Below are 15,791 nucleotides of genomic sequence, written 5' to 3' on the forward strand. Positions count from 1 at the left end.
GAGGGCGCTTCCGGGACTGTGCGGGCGCTCGGCGGTGTCTTCGTCAATTTTCAGCAGGCTTTCAGCGGTGCTCTCAGTGCTGACTATGCGGGGCTGCGAGAGCTCCTCATCAATCTCGTTACCGTCGCCATAGGTCTCTTCGGTAGCTTCCTGATCCTGCGGCTCATTGCCAATGCTATCATTGCCCGCCTGGCGCAACGCGCATTGAACCAGCGCGGGTTCCGACGCTTTGGCTCTATCGGTATGGCACTCCTCATTGATGCCGTCACTGTCGTGCTGGCTTGGGCGCTCGGTTACATCCTGGCGCTCAACGCCGGGACCTATCCCAATGGTCAGATGGGGATCAATCAGACGCTCCTGCTGAACGCGTTCCTGATCGTGGAGCTGAGCAAGCTGGTGATCAGGACCGTCCTGGCGCCGCGGTTTACCGCGCTGCGCTTGCTTCCGGTGGGGGACGACAACGCCGCCTATTGGTCGTTCTGGTCGAGCCACATCCTGTCACTGCTTGGCTATACCTTCCTCTTCATCTCCCCGATGCTGACCGGGATCATTTCGGTATCAGCGGCTGCCGCTGTTCAGGTGCTGGTGATGGCGACCACAATCACCATCGGCATCATCATTGTTCTTCAGAACAAGGACGACGTGCGCAACTGGCTGGCGGAGGTATCGGCACGCCGGAACCATGACGGGCTTGGCCGGCTGGTCGCGTCCGTCGGCCACCACTGGCATGTCCTCGCGATCGCCTATCTTCTGGCGCTTCTGGTGGTGTGGTTCGCAAACCCTGACGAGGCGCTGCCGTTCATGCTGGGGGCTACTGCGCAGTCCCTTATCGCCGTGGCGGTCGGCTCGCTGATCATTACCTTCATCAGCCGGTTCGTCACGGTGGGGCTGAGGCTTCCGGACGATGTGCGCAACCGCCTGCCGCTGCTGGAGACCCGCCTCCAGGCCTTCGTTCCGGGGGTCATGACGGTGGTACGCTGGCTGGTAATCGGCTGCATCCTTGTCTCGATCGGCCAGATATGGGGCCTGTTCAATTTCGTTGACTGGATCGCCAGCGACGAGGGGCTGTATGTGGCCGGATCGATTGTGTCGGCCGCGCTTATCGTCCTCGTTGCCATTATCCTGCATGTCGTTGTGGCGTCCTGGGTTGAGTATCGCCTCAATACGCAGACGGGCAAGATGCCCACGCCGCGTGAAAAAACGCTCCTTAATCTCTTCAAAAACGCGTTCTCCATTGCCCTTGCCATTTTCGGGACGATGCTGGCGCTGGCGCAGATCGGGGTCAATATTGCGCCGCTTCTCGCCGGTGCCGGTGTGGTCGGTCTTGCCATTGGTTTTGGTGCGCAGAAGCTGGTCCAGGACATCATCACCGGCATTTTCATTCAGTTCGAGAATGTCATGAATGAAGGCGATGCCGTGGAAGTCGCAGGGCGGTCTGGGGTCGTGGAGAAGCTCACTATCCGTTCGGTCACCATTCGGGACATGACCGGCACTATCCACCTCATTCCCTTCTCATCGGTCGACCAAGTGTCGAACATGGTTCGCGGCTTCTCGTTCTATGTGGCCGAGTTCGAGGTCGCCTATGACAGCGACATCGAGGCGGTGAAGAAGACGATGCGGGACGCGTTCGACGGGCTGATGGAAACCGACCATAGCGCCGTCATTCTTGACGATCTCGATCTGCCTGGGCTGATTGCGCTTACCCCCGCGTCGATGAAGCTGCGCGCGCGCATCAAGACGCTGGCGGGCAAGCAGTGGGGGCCAGGACGCTTTTACTCTGAGACCGTCAAGCGCCTCTTTGCCGAACGCGGCATCCGCACGCCGACACCGCGAGTGTCCTATGTGCCGGGGGCATCTGGCCTGATCGAGGCTGATCCGGCGGCGAGCTGAGTGCAAGCACAGCATCGTGATGGGCCTCGGCCCGTCACGGGCAATGCCTTAAGCTCATCTTAATTGAATAGGTTAAAATAGAGATACGCGGTCCCGGGGGCGAGGAGCGCGGCCGGGGGCATGTGTTCCTACGGCGATCGGGGTGCCGACTGCGGCACGCCTTCTATTTTCTTGTACACGCGTATTGAGGCCCTGATGAGCAAGGCAAACTCCATCTTCCCAAAGGTTCGAAGCTTCCTCGCCGCGACGGCGATGCTTGGGGTGCTGGGCATGGCTGTACCGGGTGCAGCGCAGGCGAGCACGTCCGATTTCGTTCGTGGGCTCTGGCCCGAGGCGCAGGCCATGGGTGTAAGCCGCCAGGCTTTTGAAGCCTCGTTCGCGTCCTATTCGCCCAGTTCCAAAGTGATGGAGCTGACGCGCAAGCAGCCAGAATTTACCCAGACGGTGCAGCAGTATCTCGACAAGCGCATCACCGCCGCGCAGGCCAGCAAGGGGCAGGCGATGCGCCGGGAATGGGCGCAGACGCTCGCCGCTGCGCAGCAGCGATCGGGTGTGCAGCCGGAAATCGTTCTCGCCATCTGGGGCATGGAGACCAATTTCGGCGGGTTTATGGGGGGCAATAACACCATCCATGCCCTCGCCACTCTCACCCAAAACGGCTACCGGACAGATTTCTTCCGCAAGGAGTTGCTGACTGCCCTGCGCATCGTTTCGGATGGGCATGTAAGCCCTGGCAACATGGTCGGCTCCTGGGCCGGAGCCATGGGGCATACCCAGTTCATGCCGACCAGTTTTGCGCGCTATGCCGTTGATTTCAATGGCGATGGCCGGAAGGACATCTGGAACTCCATTCCTGACGCACTCGGTTCGACAGCGAACTATCTCAACGCCTTTGGCTGGCGTAATGGCGAGACCTGGGGCTATGAGGTCAAGATACCGAACGGCTTTGATTTCGCGACCGCCCGTCAGATGGAAAAGGCGCCACTGAGCCGTTGGCAGCAGATGGGCATCAGCCGTGTCTCCGGTCGCGCCTTCCCCCGCGAGCAGGATATGGCCCGGCTCTATATGCCGGCCGGGGCCAATGGTCCTGCCTTCCTGCTGCTGCCGAACTTCGATGTGATCAAGCGTTACAATAATTCGGACAGCTATGCGCTGGCGGTCGGACACCTCGCGGATCGGATCATCGGCGGCGGTAGTTTTGCAACGCCCTGGCCGAGCGGGGACTATGCGCTGACCAAGGCGCAGCGGGCCGAAGTGCAGAGCCTGCTGGCTCGGGCAGGCTATGACGTCGGCTCTCCCGATGGCGTCATCGGGCCCAAGACCCGTGCGGCGGTGATGGCCTACCAGGCCCGGATCGGCGTGGCGGCGGACGGGCATGTTTCCGGCCTCCTCCTCGAGCGGCTGAAGCGCTGATCACGAAGTCTGAATGTTAATCTTTCATTAACCAGGCTGGCGCACATTCGGGGTGCTTAAGCAGAGGGCAGGCACAGCGACCGCCTGCGGCGCGCCTGCCCTCGCCCAGCTCTCCGTCATAAATTGGCTGGCTTTGCGTTGCACTTCCGTGCCAACGCCTTACCCACTTGAGTCCGCATCTTCATGGTCAGATTTCGCTACGCTTTCGTCGCGCTCGTCACTGCGGTCCTGGCCTTCGCCAGTCCGGCCCATGCGCTGTCGATGATGGACCCCTTCAATATTCCGGGGGCCATGGATGGAGGGACGGCAAAGGTCGGCGACGGGATCGCCTATGCCGACGGATTGCGCCACAAGCTCGACGTCTATGCGCCCGAACAGCGGGGCGCTGCGGCACCGGTCGTCTTCTTCATCTATGGCGGCGGCTGGAACCGGGGTGAACGCTCCGACTATCAGTTCGTGGGACGCGCTCTGGCCGCACGCGGCTTCGTTACGGTGATCGCCGATTATCGGCTGGTGCCGGAGGTGCGCTACCCGTCGTTCCTCGAAGACAATGCCAACGCCTTGCGCTGGGTGCAGGACAATATCGCCAATTATGGTGGCGATCCCAATCGGCTTTTCCTCGCTGGTCATTCGGCCGGCGCCTACAACGCGGTGATGTTGGCGCTCGATCCGTCGTTTCTGCGCGAATATGGCGTGACCATGCCGATCCTCGCCGTTGGGGCGCTGTCGGGACCCTATGACTTCTATCCCTTCGAATATGGTGAAGTGCGTGAGGCCTTTGGGCAGGCGCCGAGCCCGGAAGGGACACAGCCGATCAATCTGATTACCGCCGAGGCGCCGCCAATGTATCTGGCGACCGGCACCAGCGATCCAATCGTGCGCATGCAGAATACCGAGCGCTTTGCCCAGCGCCTGCGGGAGCAGGGAGTCTGGGTGACCACCCAGTTCTATGAGGGGTTTGGTCATATGGAGCCGGTGATTGCCATGGGCGCGCTGTGGCGCTGGCGCATGCCGGTACTCGAGGACATGACCAATTTCTTCCACCAGTTCGGCGCGTTCCCGAGTGGGGTTCCCTATCTGGCGGTCGCGCCTGAAGCGCCCGAAATGCTGCCCGACGCCATCGCGCCGATGGACCAGATCATCACCCAGCTCGACGCCATGTTCCAGAAGATCGAGGAATAGAGCGGGCGCTCAGAATCAGGCACTGTCGGGGGATGGGAGACCATCTTCGCTATAGCGGTGCCGATCCAGAGACACAGCAGCGCGTGCTGATCGGGATCGTGCGCGCGCAGCCGCATCTGATGCGCATCCTTGAGGGGATGCGGACACTGGCGCTGCCGGACGCCTTGCTCGGGTCTGGCGCGATTTACAATACCGTCTGGAATACCCTCACTCATCGTCCGCCGCTTACCGGCATCAAGGACGCCGACGTGGTTTATTTCGACGCGGGGGATCGCTCCTATGAGGCGGAGGACGCGATCATCAGGAAAGCGCAGGTTGAGTTCGCTGCGCTTCCGATCCCGGTCGAGGTGCGGAACCAGGCGCGGGTGCATCTGTGGTTTCCGGAAAAATTCGGTGTGCCCTATCCTGAGCTTAGCTGCAGCGCCGACATGATGCTGAACTTTGCTTCCAAGACCCATGCCGTTGCCGTGCGCCTCGAAGATGACGGTGCAATTTCGGTACACGCCCCCTTTGGCCTGGACGACATTTTTGCTTTCGGATCACGCCCAACACCCGGCTCGACAATGCGAGAACTCATGCTGAAAAGGCGGCGCGGGCCAAGCGTGTCTGGCCGGAATTGACCGTTATCGACTGGCCCAAGGCGGGCGCTGTCTAGGGGCCGACAGGCTCGATCGTGACCGATGCGGCGGAACGCCGGTTGGGTCCGTGATAGACCGCCTCGATATTGTTTCCGTCCGGGTCGATGACGAAAGCCGCATAATAGCCGGGGTGATAGGAGCGTTCGCCAGGCGCGCCGTTGTCGACCCCGCCGGCCGCAAGTGCCGCGCGATGAAAGGCGGCTACGGTCTCGGGATCTGCAGCCTGAAACGCCAGATGGACATGGGTGGACTGGCTCGCTCCGTCAGCAGCGTCGACGAAGAGCTCATCGACCTGAAACCAACTGCCGCCCGAGGCGGTTATCGGGACGCTGAGAACAGACAGTATGGCGTCATAAAACGCCCGCGTTTTCGCGAAATCGCGCGCTCTTAAATGCACATGGTCAATCAGACGCCCGGTGTGGAACATGCCCGGTTCCTCGTGGTGGTTTCACCCTCACAAAAGAAAACGCCCGGCTGGTGCCGGGCGTTGCAATCATTCAGCTTCGTCAGCCGAGGCCGCGTTGAGCTGGCCGTATTTTTCAGGCCCGATCTTGTCGAGCAATTCAAGCTGGGTCTCGAGGAAGTCGATGTGGCCTTCCTCATCGGTCAGCAGGGCTTCGAACAGGTTCTTGGAGACATAGTCCCCAAGCTGTTCGCACAATTCGCGGCTGGCCTTATAGGCGGCGCGAGCTTCGTATTCACCCGCGAGGTCAGCCTCGAGCACTTCCTTGATGTTCTGGCCGATGCGCAGCGGCGCGACGCGCTGCAGATTGGGATGGCCTTCCAGGAAGATGATGCGCTCGATCAGGCGATCGGCATGATGCATCTCTTCGATGGATTCAGCGCGCTCCTTGGCGGCAAGCTTCTTGTAGCCCCAGTCGTCCAGCAGGCGAAAGTGCACCCAATACTGGTTGACGGCGCCGAGTTCTAGAAAGAGCGCTTCGTTAAGCCGCTCGATGACCTGTGCTTCGCCTTTCACGTCGTACTCCACTGCGTTGCTGCTTTAGCTTTTCCAACCCGGTCTGGAAGGTGACAATGTCACCAGGCGGATGAGCGTGCTGGGCGTGATAAGTCTCGGTGACGCGGACGATAATGTCCACCAAATTTGGTACGCAGCCCGCGCATTTCGCGCGTCGGTTGAGTTCGCTATAGACTTTGGCGGGCACCACGAGCTGCCAGGGATCAGCCTTGAGCAAATCGAGAACAATGTCCTCGATCTCTTTCGACGTAATCATGTTGCATTGGCAGACGAGCATGGCGTGGCCCGGAGGAGGTCGTATCAACGGCCGCAATAAACGGATTTCATAGGTGATTGTCAACGTCATAAATTGTCGCGCGCAGGACGTGATCGGCATCGGCTGGGGGCTTTCCCTTCCGAGCCAGACTGGCAATAGTGACGTAATGATCTTGGAGAAGAGGCGTGAGGAAGATGTCGCAGTCGCTGAAAGCCACGATGGGGTTAGTGAGCCTTCTGGTCTCGCCCGTGCTGATGCCGCTGGCGGCGCAGGCCGGGCCCGCCGCCGACGCCTGTGCTGCCGAGGCGGCGAGCCAGTATGAGATCGGCTACGAAGACATCGGACGGGATAGCTGGGCGATAGAGCCCACGAGGGCGATCGCGGCCTGCACGCGGGCTCTCAAGAGTGAACCGGGCTCGATCGAGGTCAAAGGCTGGCTGGGACGGGCTCATTTTTCCGCCGGCGATACGGCCAGCGCGCTTCCGCTGCTTGAGGAGGCGGCCGCAGGTGGACACGTGGTTGCGCTCGCCATTCTGGGGGACATGCTGATCACCGGCGATGGTGTCGACGTCGATATGGAACGGGGCGCGGAACTGCTGATGGAGGGGGCAGAAGCCGGCTATGCGCTTGCCCAGAACAGCCTTGGCCTCTCCTACGACTTCGGTGAGGGCGTTGAGCAGGACTATGATGAGGCGGCCCGATGGTACAGGGCCGCCGCTGAGCAGGGCATGGCGAAGGCGCAATCCAATCTTGGGCTGATGTATCAGGAAGGCCTTGGCGCGCCGCAGGATTATACGGCAGCCGCGGCCTGGTTCGAGAAGGCGGCTGCGCAGGGGGATGCCTCCGGCCAGGTCAATCTCGGCAAGGTGCTCCAGGACGGGCTCGGGCATCCGGTCGATATGGACCGCGCCGCTGATCTTTACGCCGCCGCTGCCGAGCAGGGCGACATGTATGGCCAGAACAATTTAGGCTTTCTGCTCGAAAATGGGCTCGGGGTGGATGCGGACCTCGTGGAAGCTGCGGCCTATTATGAGAAGGCTGCCGGTCAGGGCATGGCGCTGGCCAAGCATAATTTGGCGCTGCTCTATGAAGACGGGCGCGGCGTGAAGCAGGATTACAAACGCGGGCTCGAACTTTATCGCGAGGCCGCGGAAGGCGGAGAAATGCGTGCCGCTGTCAATCTGGGGCTCCTCTATCTTGACGGCAACGGCACCGATGTCGATTACGAAGAGGCGCTGAAATGGACCAAGCTGGCGGCGGACGCCGGCCAGCCGATCGGCCTCAACAATATGGGGCACATCTATGAAAATGGTTTCGGAGTGGACGTCGATCTTGCGCTGGCCCGCCAGTATTACCAGCTCGCGTCCAACCAGGGCTATGAGCTCGCAGTCGACAATCTCACCCGGCTGACTGGCGGCAAGACCAAGACGAAATAACCGCCGGACCCTAGGACGGCATGTCGCCGCGATGTCGGGCGGCCAGCACCGCGGCGGAGGCTGCGGTGCGATGGGCTGTGGAGAAGAACTCGCGATGGGCAAGGATGACTATGGTGGCGATGCAGGCCAGTACGCCGAGCCATTCCGACACGAACCACGCCACCGATGCGGCCGCGAAATAATAGGCGCGGATGCCGCTGTTGAAGTTTTTGGCGCCAAGGGCGTTCATGCGCGTGATGGCGTCTATCTCGGCGTCAGACGTCACGCGGTCGTGGTCGAGTGCGCCGAGCATGATGCAGTAGTGGTTGAACTGCCGCAGGGAGAGCGTGAAGGCGAAAAAGGCCAGCACGAACATGGCCAGCATAACGATGAGATGGATCTGTACTTCGCTGACGGTGATCGGATGGGCTGAGGGCAGAGATTTCAGTGCGTCCATCAGAGCCGGGATCTGACCGAAAAGCGCAAAAACGGCCAGAACCAGCAGAACCGAGGTTGAGGCGAGAAAACTCACCGAGTTCATGATGTTGCCGGAGAGGATAGCGTCGAACGGGGTTTCCCGTCGCGCCGCATTGTGCACCCAACGTCGGCGCTGAGTATTCATGATGGTCGAGAGCGAGGCGTACCGTTTTTCGATCTGCGGCACGATCAGATTGTAGGCGAAATAGGCCAGCAGCGGAAAAATGGAAGTGAAAAACGTTGTCACATCAGGCCTCGGCAGCATGTTCGCTGCCCTGTTTATAGCGCAGTTTTATCGGTGCGGGATGGCCCGCACCGATTTACACCGATGCTTCAGATCGGGCGGGGATAGCGACGGTTAATGGCGTCGATCTCTGCCAGTACCTCGGCGGTGAGGGTGAGTTCCCTTGCCGCCAGGATGTGGTCGAGCTGTTCGATGCTGGTGGCGCCGATAATGGTCGAGGTCATGAACGGTCGGCTGCGGCAGAAGGCGATAGACATCTGCACGGGGTCGAGCCCGTGGCGGGCGGCGAGAGCATGGTATTCCTTGGCGGCGCGCTCGGAATGTTCGTTCAGGCGCCAGAAGCCCTTCTGATAGTCCTTGCGGCTGCCCTTGGGCATGGCGCCGTCGAAATATTTCCCCGTCAGCAGCCCCGCGGCGAGTGGCGAATAGGCGAGCAGCCCCACATCCTCGTGGTGGCTGACCTCAGCCATGTCGAGATCGAACTGACGGCGCAGCAGGCTATATTCATTCTGGATCGAGGCGAGGCGCGGATAGCCCTTGGCTTCGGCGATGGCGAGATATTGCATCACGCCCCAGCTCGTCTCGTTCGACACGCCGATGTGGCGGATTTTGCCCTGGGCTACGAGGTCGCCCAAAGCCTCGAGCATATCTTCCAAATTGGCGAGAACGTCGGACGTATCCTGCTTGTGCGGCTGATAGGTCCAGGAGCCGTCGAAATTATAGCTGCCGCGGCTCGCCCAATGGATCTGGTAGAGATCGATATAGTCGGTCTTGAGACGCTTCAGGCTCGCCTCGACCGCCTCGCGAATGGACGGACCGTCAGCGCGATGGCCATTGCGCAGATGGGGGCTGCCGCCGCCGCCGATCTTGGAGGCGAGGATCCAGCTGTCGCGGTCGCCGTTGGCTTGGAACCAGTTGCCGATGATCTCCTCGGTCCAGCCGCTCGTCTCTACGCTGCCCGGAACGGCGTAGAGTTCGGCCGTGTCCATGAAGTTGATGCCGATATCCCGTGCGCGGGCGATCTGAGCGTGTCCTTCTGCCTCGGTGTTCTGGCTGCCCCAGGTCATTGTGCCAAGGCAGATATCGGTCACCTTGAGATCGGTTCGGCCAAGCGTCTTCAGGTCCATCGTGGATCGGCTCTTTTGCGGTTGATCAGGAAGGCGAATGCTAGTCTGCGCCGGGCGTTAGGCGGAAGGGCGGATTGGCCCGGGTGTGTCCATTTTCCGGGCGATGGAAAGTTATCCACACCCCGGGCCCGCCATTCTCCCGGTTTCCGGGGGTTTGACGAGCCAATCTCAAAAAAGCGTGCGTCATTGCGAGATAGGGGTTGAGCTTGGCCGAAGCACCCCCTATATACCCCTCACACCGGCCGAAACGCTGGTGAGTGACGCGGGGTGGAGCAGCCCGGTAGCTCGTCAGGCTCATAACCTGAAGGCCGCAGGTTCAAATCCTGCCCCCGCAACCAAAAAAAACCCGCCTGGTCCCAGACCCGGCGGGTTTTTCCTTTTTAGGGCCTTTTCCAAGGTGCCCTCGGCGTCGTTCCCTAGCATCTTGCCACTTCAGCCGATCTCACATGCGACGCTCTGCTTGACGGGAACGATGGGGCAGGAAACAACGGCACCAGCAGTTCGTCCTCCTGCGCTGCATGTCGATACAAAGTGAGTGCCGATGATACTCCCCCGATCGCCCTCCAGCGGCCTTGAGGCCGTTATTGGCCAGGGCGCAAGGCGCAAGTCCCATCACTACAGCGAATTGTTGACCTCGGCCCTGCCGGGAATGCTGAGCGCCTCGCTTTGTGCGGTCGTTATCTATGTCCTGGTGATGATGGCTGCCGGTCGGACGGACTGGAACAATATTCTCATCGTTGCGGCCGTGCTCGGGGTCATTCCCGTCATTGCGGTCAGCCTGCTGGTGGTGGCAGGGCGGCGCAGCCATCCGTTCTCGCTGGCGCTGGCGGTGACGATCTTTGCAACGTGTCTGTCGATCTCAATCATTGCCGCTACGCGTATTCCGGTGAGTTTCCTCGGCATCGGGCTGAGCCTGCCGACGACGCTTCTCGGTGTGACGGTTGCTAACCTCGCTATGGCGCGCTCCCTGACGCGCCGCGTCGGCCTGCTCGATTTTCCGGATGCGCCCGATATTGCCAGGCGGCTCGATGGCAAGGTGCCGATCGTCACGCCGGACACAATCGGGCCCGGGATCCGGCGGATCCTGATCGACCCGCAGTTTCACCATGGTGGCACCTGGGGTCCTGTGCTGACGCGGCTATATCTGGGGGGCTTCGAGATCGAATCCTGGCCGTCCTATCTCGAGGGGTATTCGGGGCGTGTCGACATTGACAGCTTCGATCTTGCGGACGTCGCCTATAGCCCAAGCCAGATCCTTTACTATCGTGCGAAGCGCCTCATCGATATCGTCGGTGTCCTGGTGCTGGCAGTGCCGGCCCTCATCCTTGGCGGTCTGCTCTGGCTTTATATCCGCATCGTCGATGGCGGGCCTTCGCTCTTCATCCAGCCACGACGCGGCTATGGCGGCGAGGAGTTCCGGCTCTATAAGTTCCGCACCATGGTCAAGAACGCCGACGGTGCGTCGACGGCGCAGAACGACGCGCGCGTACTGCCCGGCTGCCATATCGTGCGCCAGCTGCGCATCGATGAACTGCCGCAGCTCATCAATATCCTCAAGGGCGAGATGAGCTTTATCGGGCCGCGCCCAGTCTCGGTGCCGATCGCCGAGGCGCTTGAGGCCCGTATTCCTCAATATGAGAACCGATCCATTCTGCTGCCGGGGCTGACCGGCTGGGCCCAGGTGTCCCACGGCTATGCCGAGACCGAGGATGAGGAGATCACCAAGCTCTCCTATGACCTCTTCTATCTCAAGCATGTCTCTTTCGACCTCGATGTGATCATCGCGGTGCGTACGGTGCGGACACTGCTGATGCGCAGTGGCGCGCGGTAACATCGTTCGCCGCTTTTGTTGTCACTGACCAACAAGATGCTGGACAGCTCTTCGCGCTATTGATCTTCTAGAACCGCCAACAGACCGCTGAGGGGGATGTGTTGGCGGACGGCGCTTGAACTGCGCCTTTTGGGAGGAAAAATGAAAAGACGCGATTTTTTTAAGCAGGCTTCCGTGGCGACCATCGGCGCTGCTGCAGCGACCACGCTGGCGGCTCCGGCCATTGCACAGGGCAATATCACCTGGCGCATGGTGACCACCTGGCCCAAAAACTTCCCCGGTCTGGGCGTCGGCGCCCAGAACCTTGCCGACCGCATCACCAAGGCCAGCGGTGGTCGCCTGACTGTGCAGGTTTTCTCCGCCGGTGAAATGGTGCCCGGCCTGCAGGCGCTTGATGCTGTCATTGATGGCTCCGCCGAGATCAGTCACGGCACACCCTACTACTGGCAGAACAAGAGCCAGGCGCTGTCTTTCTTTACCGGCGTGCCCTTTGGCATGACTAATCGCGAACTCACCGCCTGGGTGCGCTATCTGGGCGGCCAGGAAATCTGGGACAAGGTCTATGACCAGTTTGGCCTGCAGGGTTTCCTCTCTGGCGATACGGGCACCCAGGCCGGTGGCTGGTTCCGTAATGAACTGACCGGCGTTGCTGACCTGCAGGGCCTGCGATTCCGTACCCCGGGCCTCGGCGGCCAGGTGTGGGCCAAGCTCGGCGCTTCGGTGACCAATCTTGCCGCCGGCGAGATCTTTGCCGCGCTGCAGTCCGGCACCCTCGATGCCGCAGAGTTCGTCGGTCCCTATAACGACCTTGCACTCGGCTTCTACCAGATTGCCAAGAACTACTACTTCCCGAGCTTCGTCGAGCCTGGCCTGGCGACGGAAATCGCCGTCGACAAGGCCAAGTTTCAGGCCCTCCCAGAGGACCTGCAGGAGATCGTCAAGGCCTGCACCCAGGCAGCTTATGACGACGTGTCTTCCGACATGTATGCCAATGATCCGCGCGCCCTCAACGCCCTCGTCGCCGAGCACGGCGTGCAGGTCAAGCGCTTCCCCGAGGACATCATCGAAGCTGGCGCCAAGGCTTCCATGGAGCTGATGTCCGAAATTCGTGAAGGCGGCGACGCCCTTACCAAGGAAACGGCCGAAAGCTTCGTTGCGGCCTTCAACCTTCTGCGCCAGCGCACGGAAGGCACCGATATGCCTTATCTGGCTGCTCGCGAGAGATACATCAAGTTTGAATAGAAGATCTGCGAGGGTCCTGCTGGGACTATTCTCGCGCTCAGGTCAAACGAAGCCCCGCCGTCCGGAACGGTGGGGCTTTATTTTTGTCGGTCAGAAAATCAATCAAAAATTCAAGGTGCCCCTTCTAGTCTCGATGTTCCACAGCGAGGCCGCTGGTCGTATTATGAAAAATGCCGAAGATATTCCCGCCGAAATTCTGAACGCTCTCCTTTCGAGCATGTTCGCCATATCACCCATCGCGATGTCCATTACCGCCAGCAATGGCAGGGATTCCCAGTATCTGCGTGTCAATGCGGCCTATCTTCGATTGGTTGGTCGGCAATGGTCAGAGTTGCAGGGCGTCAAAGTGGCGGACAGTGCCGTGCGGGAAGATGCGGCAAGAACACGGCGCCACCAGCGTCTTGCCGAAGAGGGCGGATATGTTGGCGAATATGTCGAAATCCAGCGCTCAGACGGGAGCATTGTGCCCACCCTGATCTCGGCACAGCGCAGCATTATCGACGACGTGCAGTACGACGTGGAGATCATCGTCGACATCTCAAGTCGGATCTCCGAGCAACGCGCACATGAGAAGGTCTTAAGCGAACTCGCGCGTACAGATGTGATGTCAGGGCTGCCCAACCGAAGGGCTTTTGACGAGCGACTGGCGACGCTGGTTGAGAAAGCGACGGCAGACCGGCAACCCGTGTTGGCGCTGGTGGACCTTGATGGCTTCAAGGCGATCAATGATACCCATGGGCATGCAGCCGGCGACGCCGTCGTGCAGCTGGTGGCGGAGCGCCTGGTTCAAACATTGCGGGAGGGCGATTTCGTCGCCCGGATTGGCGGAGACGAGTTTGCCATACTCTTTGCTCCGGCCCCTCGTGCGATCCCTGATGAGCGGCTCAGCCAGATCATCGCTGTGGTCGGTGCGCCAATGCTTATTGGCACTCAGAGCTTGTCAGTCGGGCTGTCGATCGGCGTCGCCCAGCTGGGCGACGGAGAGGATGCCCAGCGCCTGTTCCGTCGGGCTGACAGCGCCATGTACGAAATGAAAAAGGCAGCGGAATTCGCGCATGACGTAGCGCTGTCCGTCTTCCGCCGCTTCCTGCCCCCCACCGTCGAGGACGATGGGGGGACGTGCAGGTCGCTGATCTCAATAGATCAGGGACGGGAGCCAGGTGATCAGCTGCGGGAAGGTGAACAGCAGGGCCAGGCCGATCAATTGCAGGATCACGAAGGGGATGACGCCCCTGTAGATCATGCCGGTGGTGACGCTGGCTGGGGCCACGCCACGCAAGTAGAAGAGCGCGAAGCCAAAGGGTGGCGTCAGGAAGCTCGTCTGCAGGTTCACGCCCACGGCCACCCCCAGCCAGATCGGATCGACGCCTAGCGCCAGCAGCACCGGCGCGGTGATCGGGATCACGATGAAGATGATCTCGAAGGTGTCGAGGATAAAGCCCAGAAGGAACATGATGAGCATGACGATGATGGTGGCGCCAATGGCTCCGCCCGGCATGTTCGAGAGGAATTCGTGGACCAGATTGTCGCCGCCCATCATGCGGAAGACGATCGAGAACACCGCAGCACCGAAGAGGATGATGAACACCATCGAGGTGATCGACGCGGTGGAAATGACGGTCTGCCGCAGAATGCCAAAATTGAGCTGGCGGTTGAAGGCGGCGAGGATCAAGGCGCCGACCGAGCCGACGGAAGCCGCTTCGGTTGGGGTGGCGACCCCTGCCAGGATCGAGCCAAGCACGGCGACGATGAGCAGCAGCGGTGGCGCGAGGGCAAAGAGTACTTCGCGGGCCAGCTCCTTCTTTTCGGCCTCGGGGACCGGGGTGGCCGGGCAGGATTTTGGGTCGGTGATGGCCTTGATGGCCACCCAGGACGAGTAGAGCGCCACCAGCAGCAGGCCAGGGATGATGGCGCCGGCAAAGAGGGCCCCGACCGACACCGGTTCAGGCGCGAAATTACCCTGGCTCATCTGCACCTGTGCGTTGATGCCAGAGAGCATGTCCCCCATGAAAATGAGGACCGTCGAGGGCGGAATGATCTGCCCCAGCGTACCGGAGGCGCAGATGACGCCGGTGGCAAGTTTAGGGTCATAGCCCGAGCGCAGCATCGCGGGCAGGGAGATAAGGCCCATGGTCACCACTGTAGCGCCGACGACGCCCGTCGAGGCGGCGAGGAGCGCCCCCACGATGATGACCGAAAAGCCCAGGCCGCCGCGAACATTGCCGAACAGCTTGCCCATGGTCACAAGCAGGCGCTCGGCGATGCCGGAGCGTTCGAGCACCACGCCCATGAAGATAAAGAGCGGCACGGCGACCAGCACTTCATTGGTCATGAGGCCGATATAGCGCCCGACCAGGGACCCGTAGTTGGAGGGGTCGTAGACGCCCAGCCACCACCCCACGAGGCCGAAGATCAGCGCCGTGCCGGCCAGGGAGAAAGCGACCGGAAAGCCGAGCATGAGCACGCCGATAATGGCGAAGAACATCAGGCCCGAGAGAATTTCACCAAGCAGAACAGGATCCATCAACCGTGTCCCTTCTCGGACTCATAGCGCAGGGAGACAGGCAGGAGATCTTCTTTGCCAGCCAGGACGAGGATGGACCTTGCGGCCATCGCGATGCCCTGCAGCGCGACGAGCACGGCGAACACCAGGATGAAGGACTTGAGGATGAAAAGGCCGGGCATGCCGCCGATATTGGAGGATGCCTCGTAAAAGCCCCAGGATCGCCGAACGGCCGGCAGGGCATAGACCCAGACGATGATCATGAAGGGAATGAGAAAGAGGAGAACGCCCACGAGGTCCGAGATGGCCTTGCGGCGGATCGAGGCGGGCCGATAGAAAATATCGACGCGCACATGATCCTGGCGGAGCAGGGCAAAGCCAGCCACGCCGGTAAACATGGCGCCGGACAGCCAGACATAGAGATCCTGCATCCACAGCACGGACACGTGGAAAAAGTAACGCTGCACAACCACGGTGAAGCACACAAGAACGCAAGCCAGCGCCAACCAACTCAAGACTTGACCCACAAGCCAGTTGATGGCGCTGATGCCCCTGACAAGCACAGCTAGACCCTGCAAGACGGTTTCCTCCCCT

At 60.8% G+C, this 15,791-nt stretch carries 14 protein-coding genes, 1 tRNA gene and 1 pseudogene (1 of these 16 only partly in view); 9 read left to right on the top strand and 7 right to left on the bottom strand.

The window, feature by feature from the left end; genetic code table 11:
• The 4 genes from NYQ88_RS02880 to NYQ88_RS02895 all read left to right on the top strand — a co-directional run.
• A protein-coding gene (locus NYQ88_RS02880; RefSeq protein WP_275653479.1) for a mechanosensitive ion channel domain-containing protein crosses the window boundary here: on the top strand, positions 1-1,890 show its 3' portion. It extends 261 nt beyond the left edge of the window; 1,890 of the gene's 2,151 nt are visible here — the last part of the coding sequence; its start codon lies off the left edge, out of view; the stop codon is at positions 1,888-1,890.
• A 195-nt stretch (positions 1,891-2,085) separates the two neighbouring features.
• Positions 2,086-3,303, top strand: coding sequence for a lytic murein transglycosylase (locus NYQ88_RS02885; protein ID WP_275653480.1), 1,218 nt, complete (start codon positions 2,086-2,088; stop codon positions 3,301-3,303).
• A gap of 183 nt (positions 3,304-3,486) precedes the next feature.
• Positions 3,487-4,485, top strand: coding sequence for an alpha/beta hydrolase (locus tag NYQ88_RS02890; RefSeq protein ID WP_275653481.1), 999 nt, complete (start codon positions 3,487-3,489; stop codon positions 4,483-4,485).
• Between the two features lie 83 nt (positions 4,486-4,568).
• Positions 4,569-5,105, top strand: a complete 537-nt coding sequence (locus NYQ88_RS02895; RefSeq protein ID WP_345774607.1) for a nucleotidyltransferase family protein — start codon at positions 4,569-4,571, stop codon at positions 5,103-5,105.
• A 31-nt stretch (positions 5,106-5,136) separates the two neighbouring features.
• Here NYQ88_RS02895 and NYQ88_RS02900 read toward each other — a convergent pair whose 3' ends face one another.
• The 3 genes from NYQ88_RS02900 to NYQ88_RS02910 form a co-directional block, all read right to left on the bottom strand.
• Positions 5,137-5,550 (bottom strand): VOC family protein, encoded by a 414-nt coding sequence (locus NYQ88_RS02900; RefSeq protein WP_275653482.1) that lies wholly within the window; start codon positions 5,548-5,550, stop codon positions 5,137-5,139.
• A gap of 66 nt (positions 5,551-5,616) precedes the next feature.
• Positions 5,617-6,102: a bacterioferritin gene (gene bfr / locus NYQ88_RS02905; protein ID WP_275653483.1), complete on the bottom strand. Its 486-nt coding sequence runs from the start codon at positions 6,100-6,102 to the stop codon at positions 5,617-5,619.
• Positions 6,068-6,379 carry a (2Fe-2S)-binding protein gene (locus tag NYQ88_RS02910; RefSeq protein ID WP_345774629.1) on the bottom strand — a complete coding sequence of 104 codons (312 nt, stop codon included), beginning with the start codon at positions 6,377-6,379 and terminating at the stop codon, positions 6,068-6,070. The genes bfr and NYQ88_RS02910 overlap by 35 nt, the downstream gene beginning before the upstream one ends.
• A 173-nt stretch (positions 6,380-6,552) precedes the next feature.
• Here NYQ88_RS02910 and NYQ88_RS02915 point away from each other — a divergent pair, with 173 nt between their 5' ends.
• On the top strand, positions 6,553-7,794 hold the full coding sequence (locus tag NYQ88_RS02915; protein WP_275654830.1) for a tetratricopeptide repeat protein: 1,242 nt from the start codon (positions 6,553-6,555) through the stop codon (positions 7,792-7,794).
• 10 nt (positions 7,795-7,804) lie between these two features.
• Here NYQ88_RS02915 and NYQ88_RS02920 read toward each other — a convergent pair whose 3' ends face one another.
• Both NYQ88_RS02920 and NYQ88_RS02925 read right to left on the bottom strand, forming a co-directional pair.
• Entirely contained in the window at positions 7,805-8,497 is a 693-nt protein-coding gene (locus tag NYQ88_RS02920; RefSeq protein ID WP_275653485.1) for a DUF599 domain-containing protein, read from the bottom strand.
• A gap of 86 nt (positions 8,498-8,583) precedes the next feature.
• Positions 8,584-9,621 carry an aldo/keto reductase gene (locus tag NYQ88_RS02925; protein ID WP_275653486.1) on the bottom strand — a complete coding sequence of 346 codons (1,038 nt, stop codon included), beginning with the start codon at positions 9,619-9,621 and terminating at the stop codon, positions 8,584-8,586.
• A 261-nt stretch (positions 9,622-9,882) separates the two neighbouring features.
• Here NYQ88_RS02925 and NYQ88_RS02930 point away from each other — a divergent pair.
• The 4 genes and pseudogenes from NYQ88_RS02930 to NYQ88_RS02945 all read left to right on the top strand — a co-directional run.
• A tRNA-Met gene (locus NYQ88_RS02930) sits at positions 9,883-9,959 on the top strand.
• Positions 9,960-10,162: 203 nt separating this feature from the next.
• On the top strand, positions 10,163-11,452 hold the full coding sequence (locus NYQ88_RS02935) for a sugar transferase (RefSeq protein ID WP_275653487.1): 1,290 nt from the start codon (positions 10,163-10,165) through the stop codon (positions 11,450-11,452).
• Between the two features lie 141 nt (positions 11,453-11,593).
• Positions 11,594-12,694: a TRAP transporter substrate-binding protein gene (locus NYQ88_RS02940; protein WP_275653488.1), complete on the top strand. Its 1,101-nt coding sequence runs from the start codon at positions 11,594-11,596 to the stop codon at positions 12,692-12,694.
• Between the two features lie 163 nt (positions 12,695-12,857).
• Positions 12,858-13,730: pseudogene (locus tag NYQ88_RS02945) on the top strand (sensor domain-containing diguanylate cyclase); the annotation flags it as partial.
• A gap of 99 nt (positions 13,731-13,829) precedes the next feature.
• On the opposite strand, the gene NYQ88_RS02950 reads toward NYQ88_RS02945, so the two are convergent.
• A complete protein-coding gene (locus NYQ88_RS02950; RefSeq protein ID WP_275653489.1) occupies positions 13,830-15,218 on the bottom strand; it encodes a TRAP transporter large permease subunit in 1,389 nt (462 codons plus the stop codon).
• Positions 15,218-15,775 carry a TRAP transporter small permease subunit gene (locus tag NYQ88_RS02955; RefSeq protein ID WP_275653490.1) on the bottom strand — a complete coding sequence of 186 codons (558 nt, stop codon included), beginning with the start codon at positions 15,773-15,775 and terminating at the stop codon, positions 15,218-15,220. Before NYQ88_RS02955 ends, NYQ88_RS02950 begins: the two co-directional genes overlap by 1 nt.
• Positions 15,776-15,791 lie beyond the last annotated feature (16 nt).

The sequence above is a fragment of the Devosia sp. SD17-2 genome (assembly GCF_029201565.1).
GTDB lineage: Bacteria > Pseudomonadota > Alphaproteobacteria > Rhizobiales > Devosiaceae > Devosia.

Bases quoted from the DNA above. Each gene is read 5' to 3' on its own strand.
- NYQ88_RS02885 (WP_275653480.1), top strand. From the start codon at position 2,086: ATGAGCAAGGCAAACTCCATCTTCCCAAAGGTTCGAAGCTTCCTCGCC.
- NYQ88_RS02890 (WP_275653481.1), top strand. From the start codon at position 3,487: ATGGTCAGATTTCGCTACGCTTTCGTCGCGCTCGTCACTGCGGTCCTG.
- NYQ88_RS02900 (WP_275653482.1), bottom strand. From the start codon at position 5,550: ATGTTCCACACCGGGCGTCTGATTGACCATGTGCATTTAAGAGCGCGC.
- NYQ88_RS02910 (WP_345774629.1), bottom strand. From the start codon at position 6,379: ATGCTCGTCTGCCAATGCAACATGATTACGTCGAAAGAGATCGAGGAC.
- NYQ88_RS02915 (WP_275654830.1), top strand. From the start codon at position 6,553: ATGTCGCAGTCGCTGAAAGCCACGATGGGGTTAGTGAGCCTTCTGGTC.
- NYQ88_RS02925 (WP_275653486.1), bottom strand. From the start codon at position 9,621: ATGGACCTGAAGACGCTTGGCCGAACCGATCTCAAGGTGACCGATATC.
- NYQ88_RS02935 (WP_275653487.1), top strand. From the start codon at position 10,163: ATGATACTCCCCCGATCGCCCTCCAGCGGCCTTGAGGCCGTTATTGGC.
- NYQ88_RS02940 (WP_275653488.1), top strand. From the start codon at position 11,594: ATGAAAAGACGCGATTTTTTTAAGCAGGCTTCCGTGGCGACCATCGGC.
- NYQ88_RS02950 (WP_275653489.1), bottom strand. From the start codon at position 15,218: ATGGATCCTGTTCTGCTTGGTGAAATTCTCTCGGGCCTGATGTTCTTC.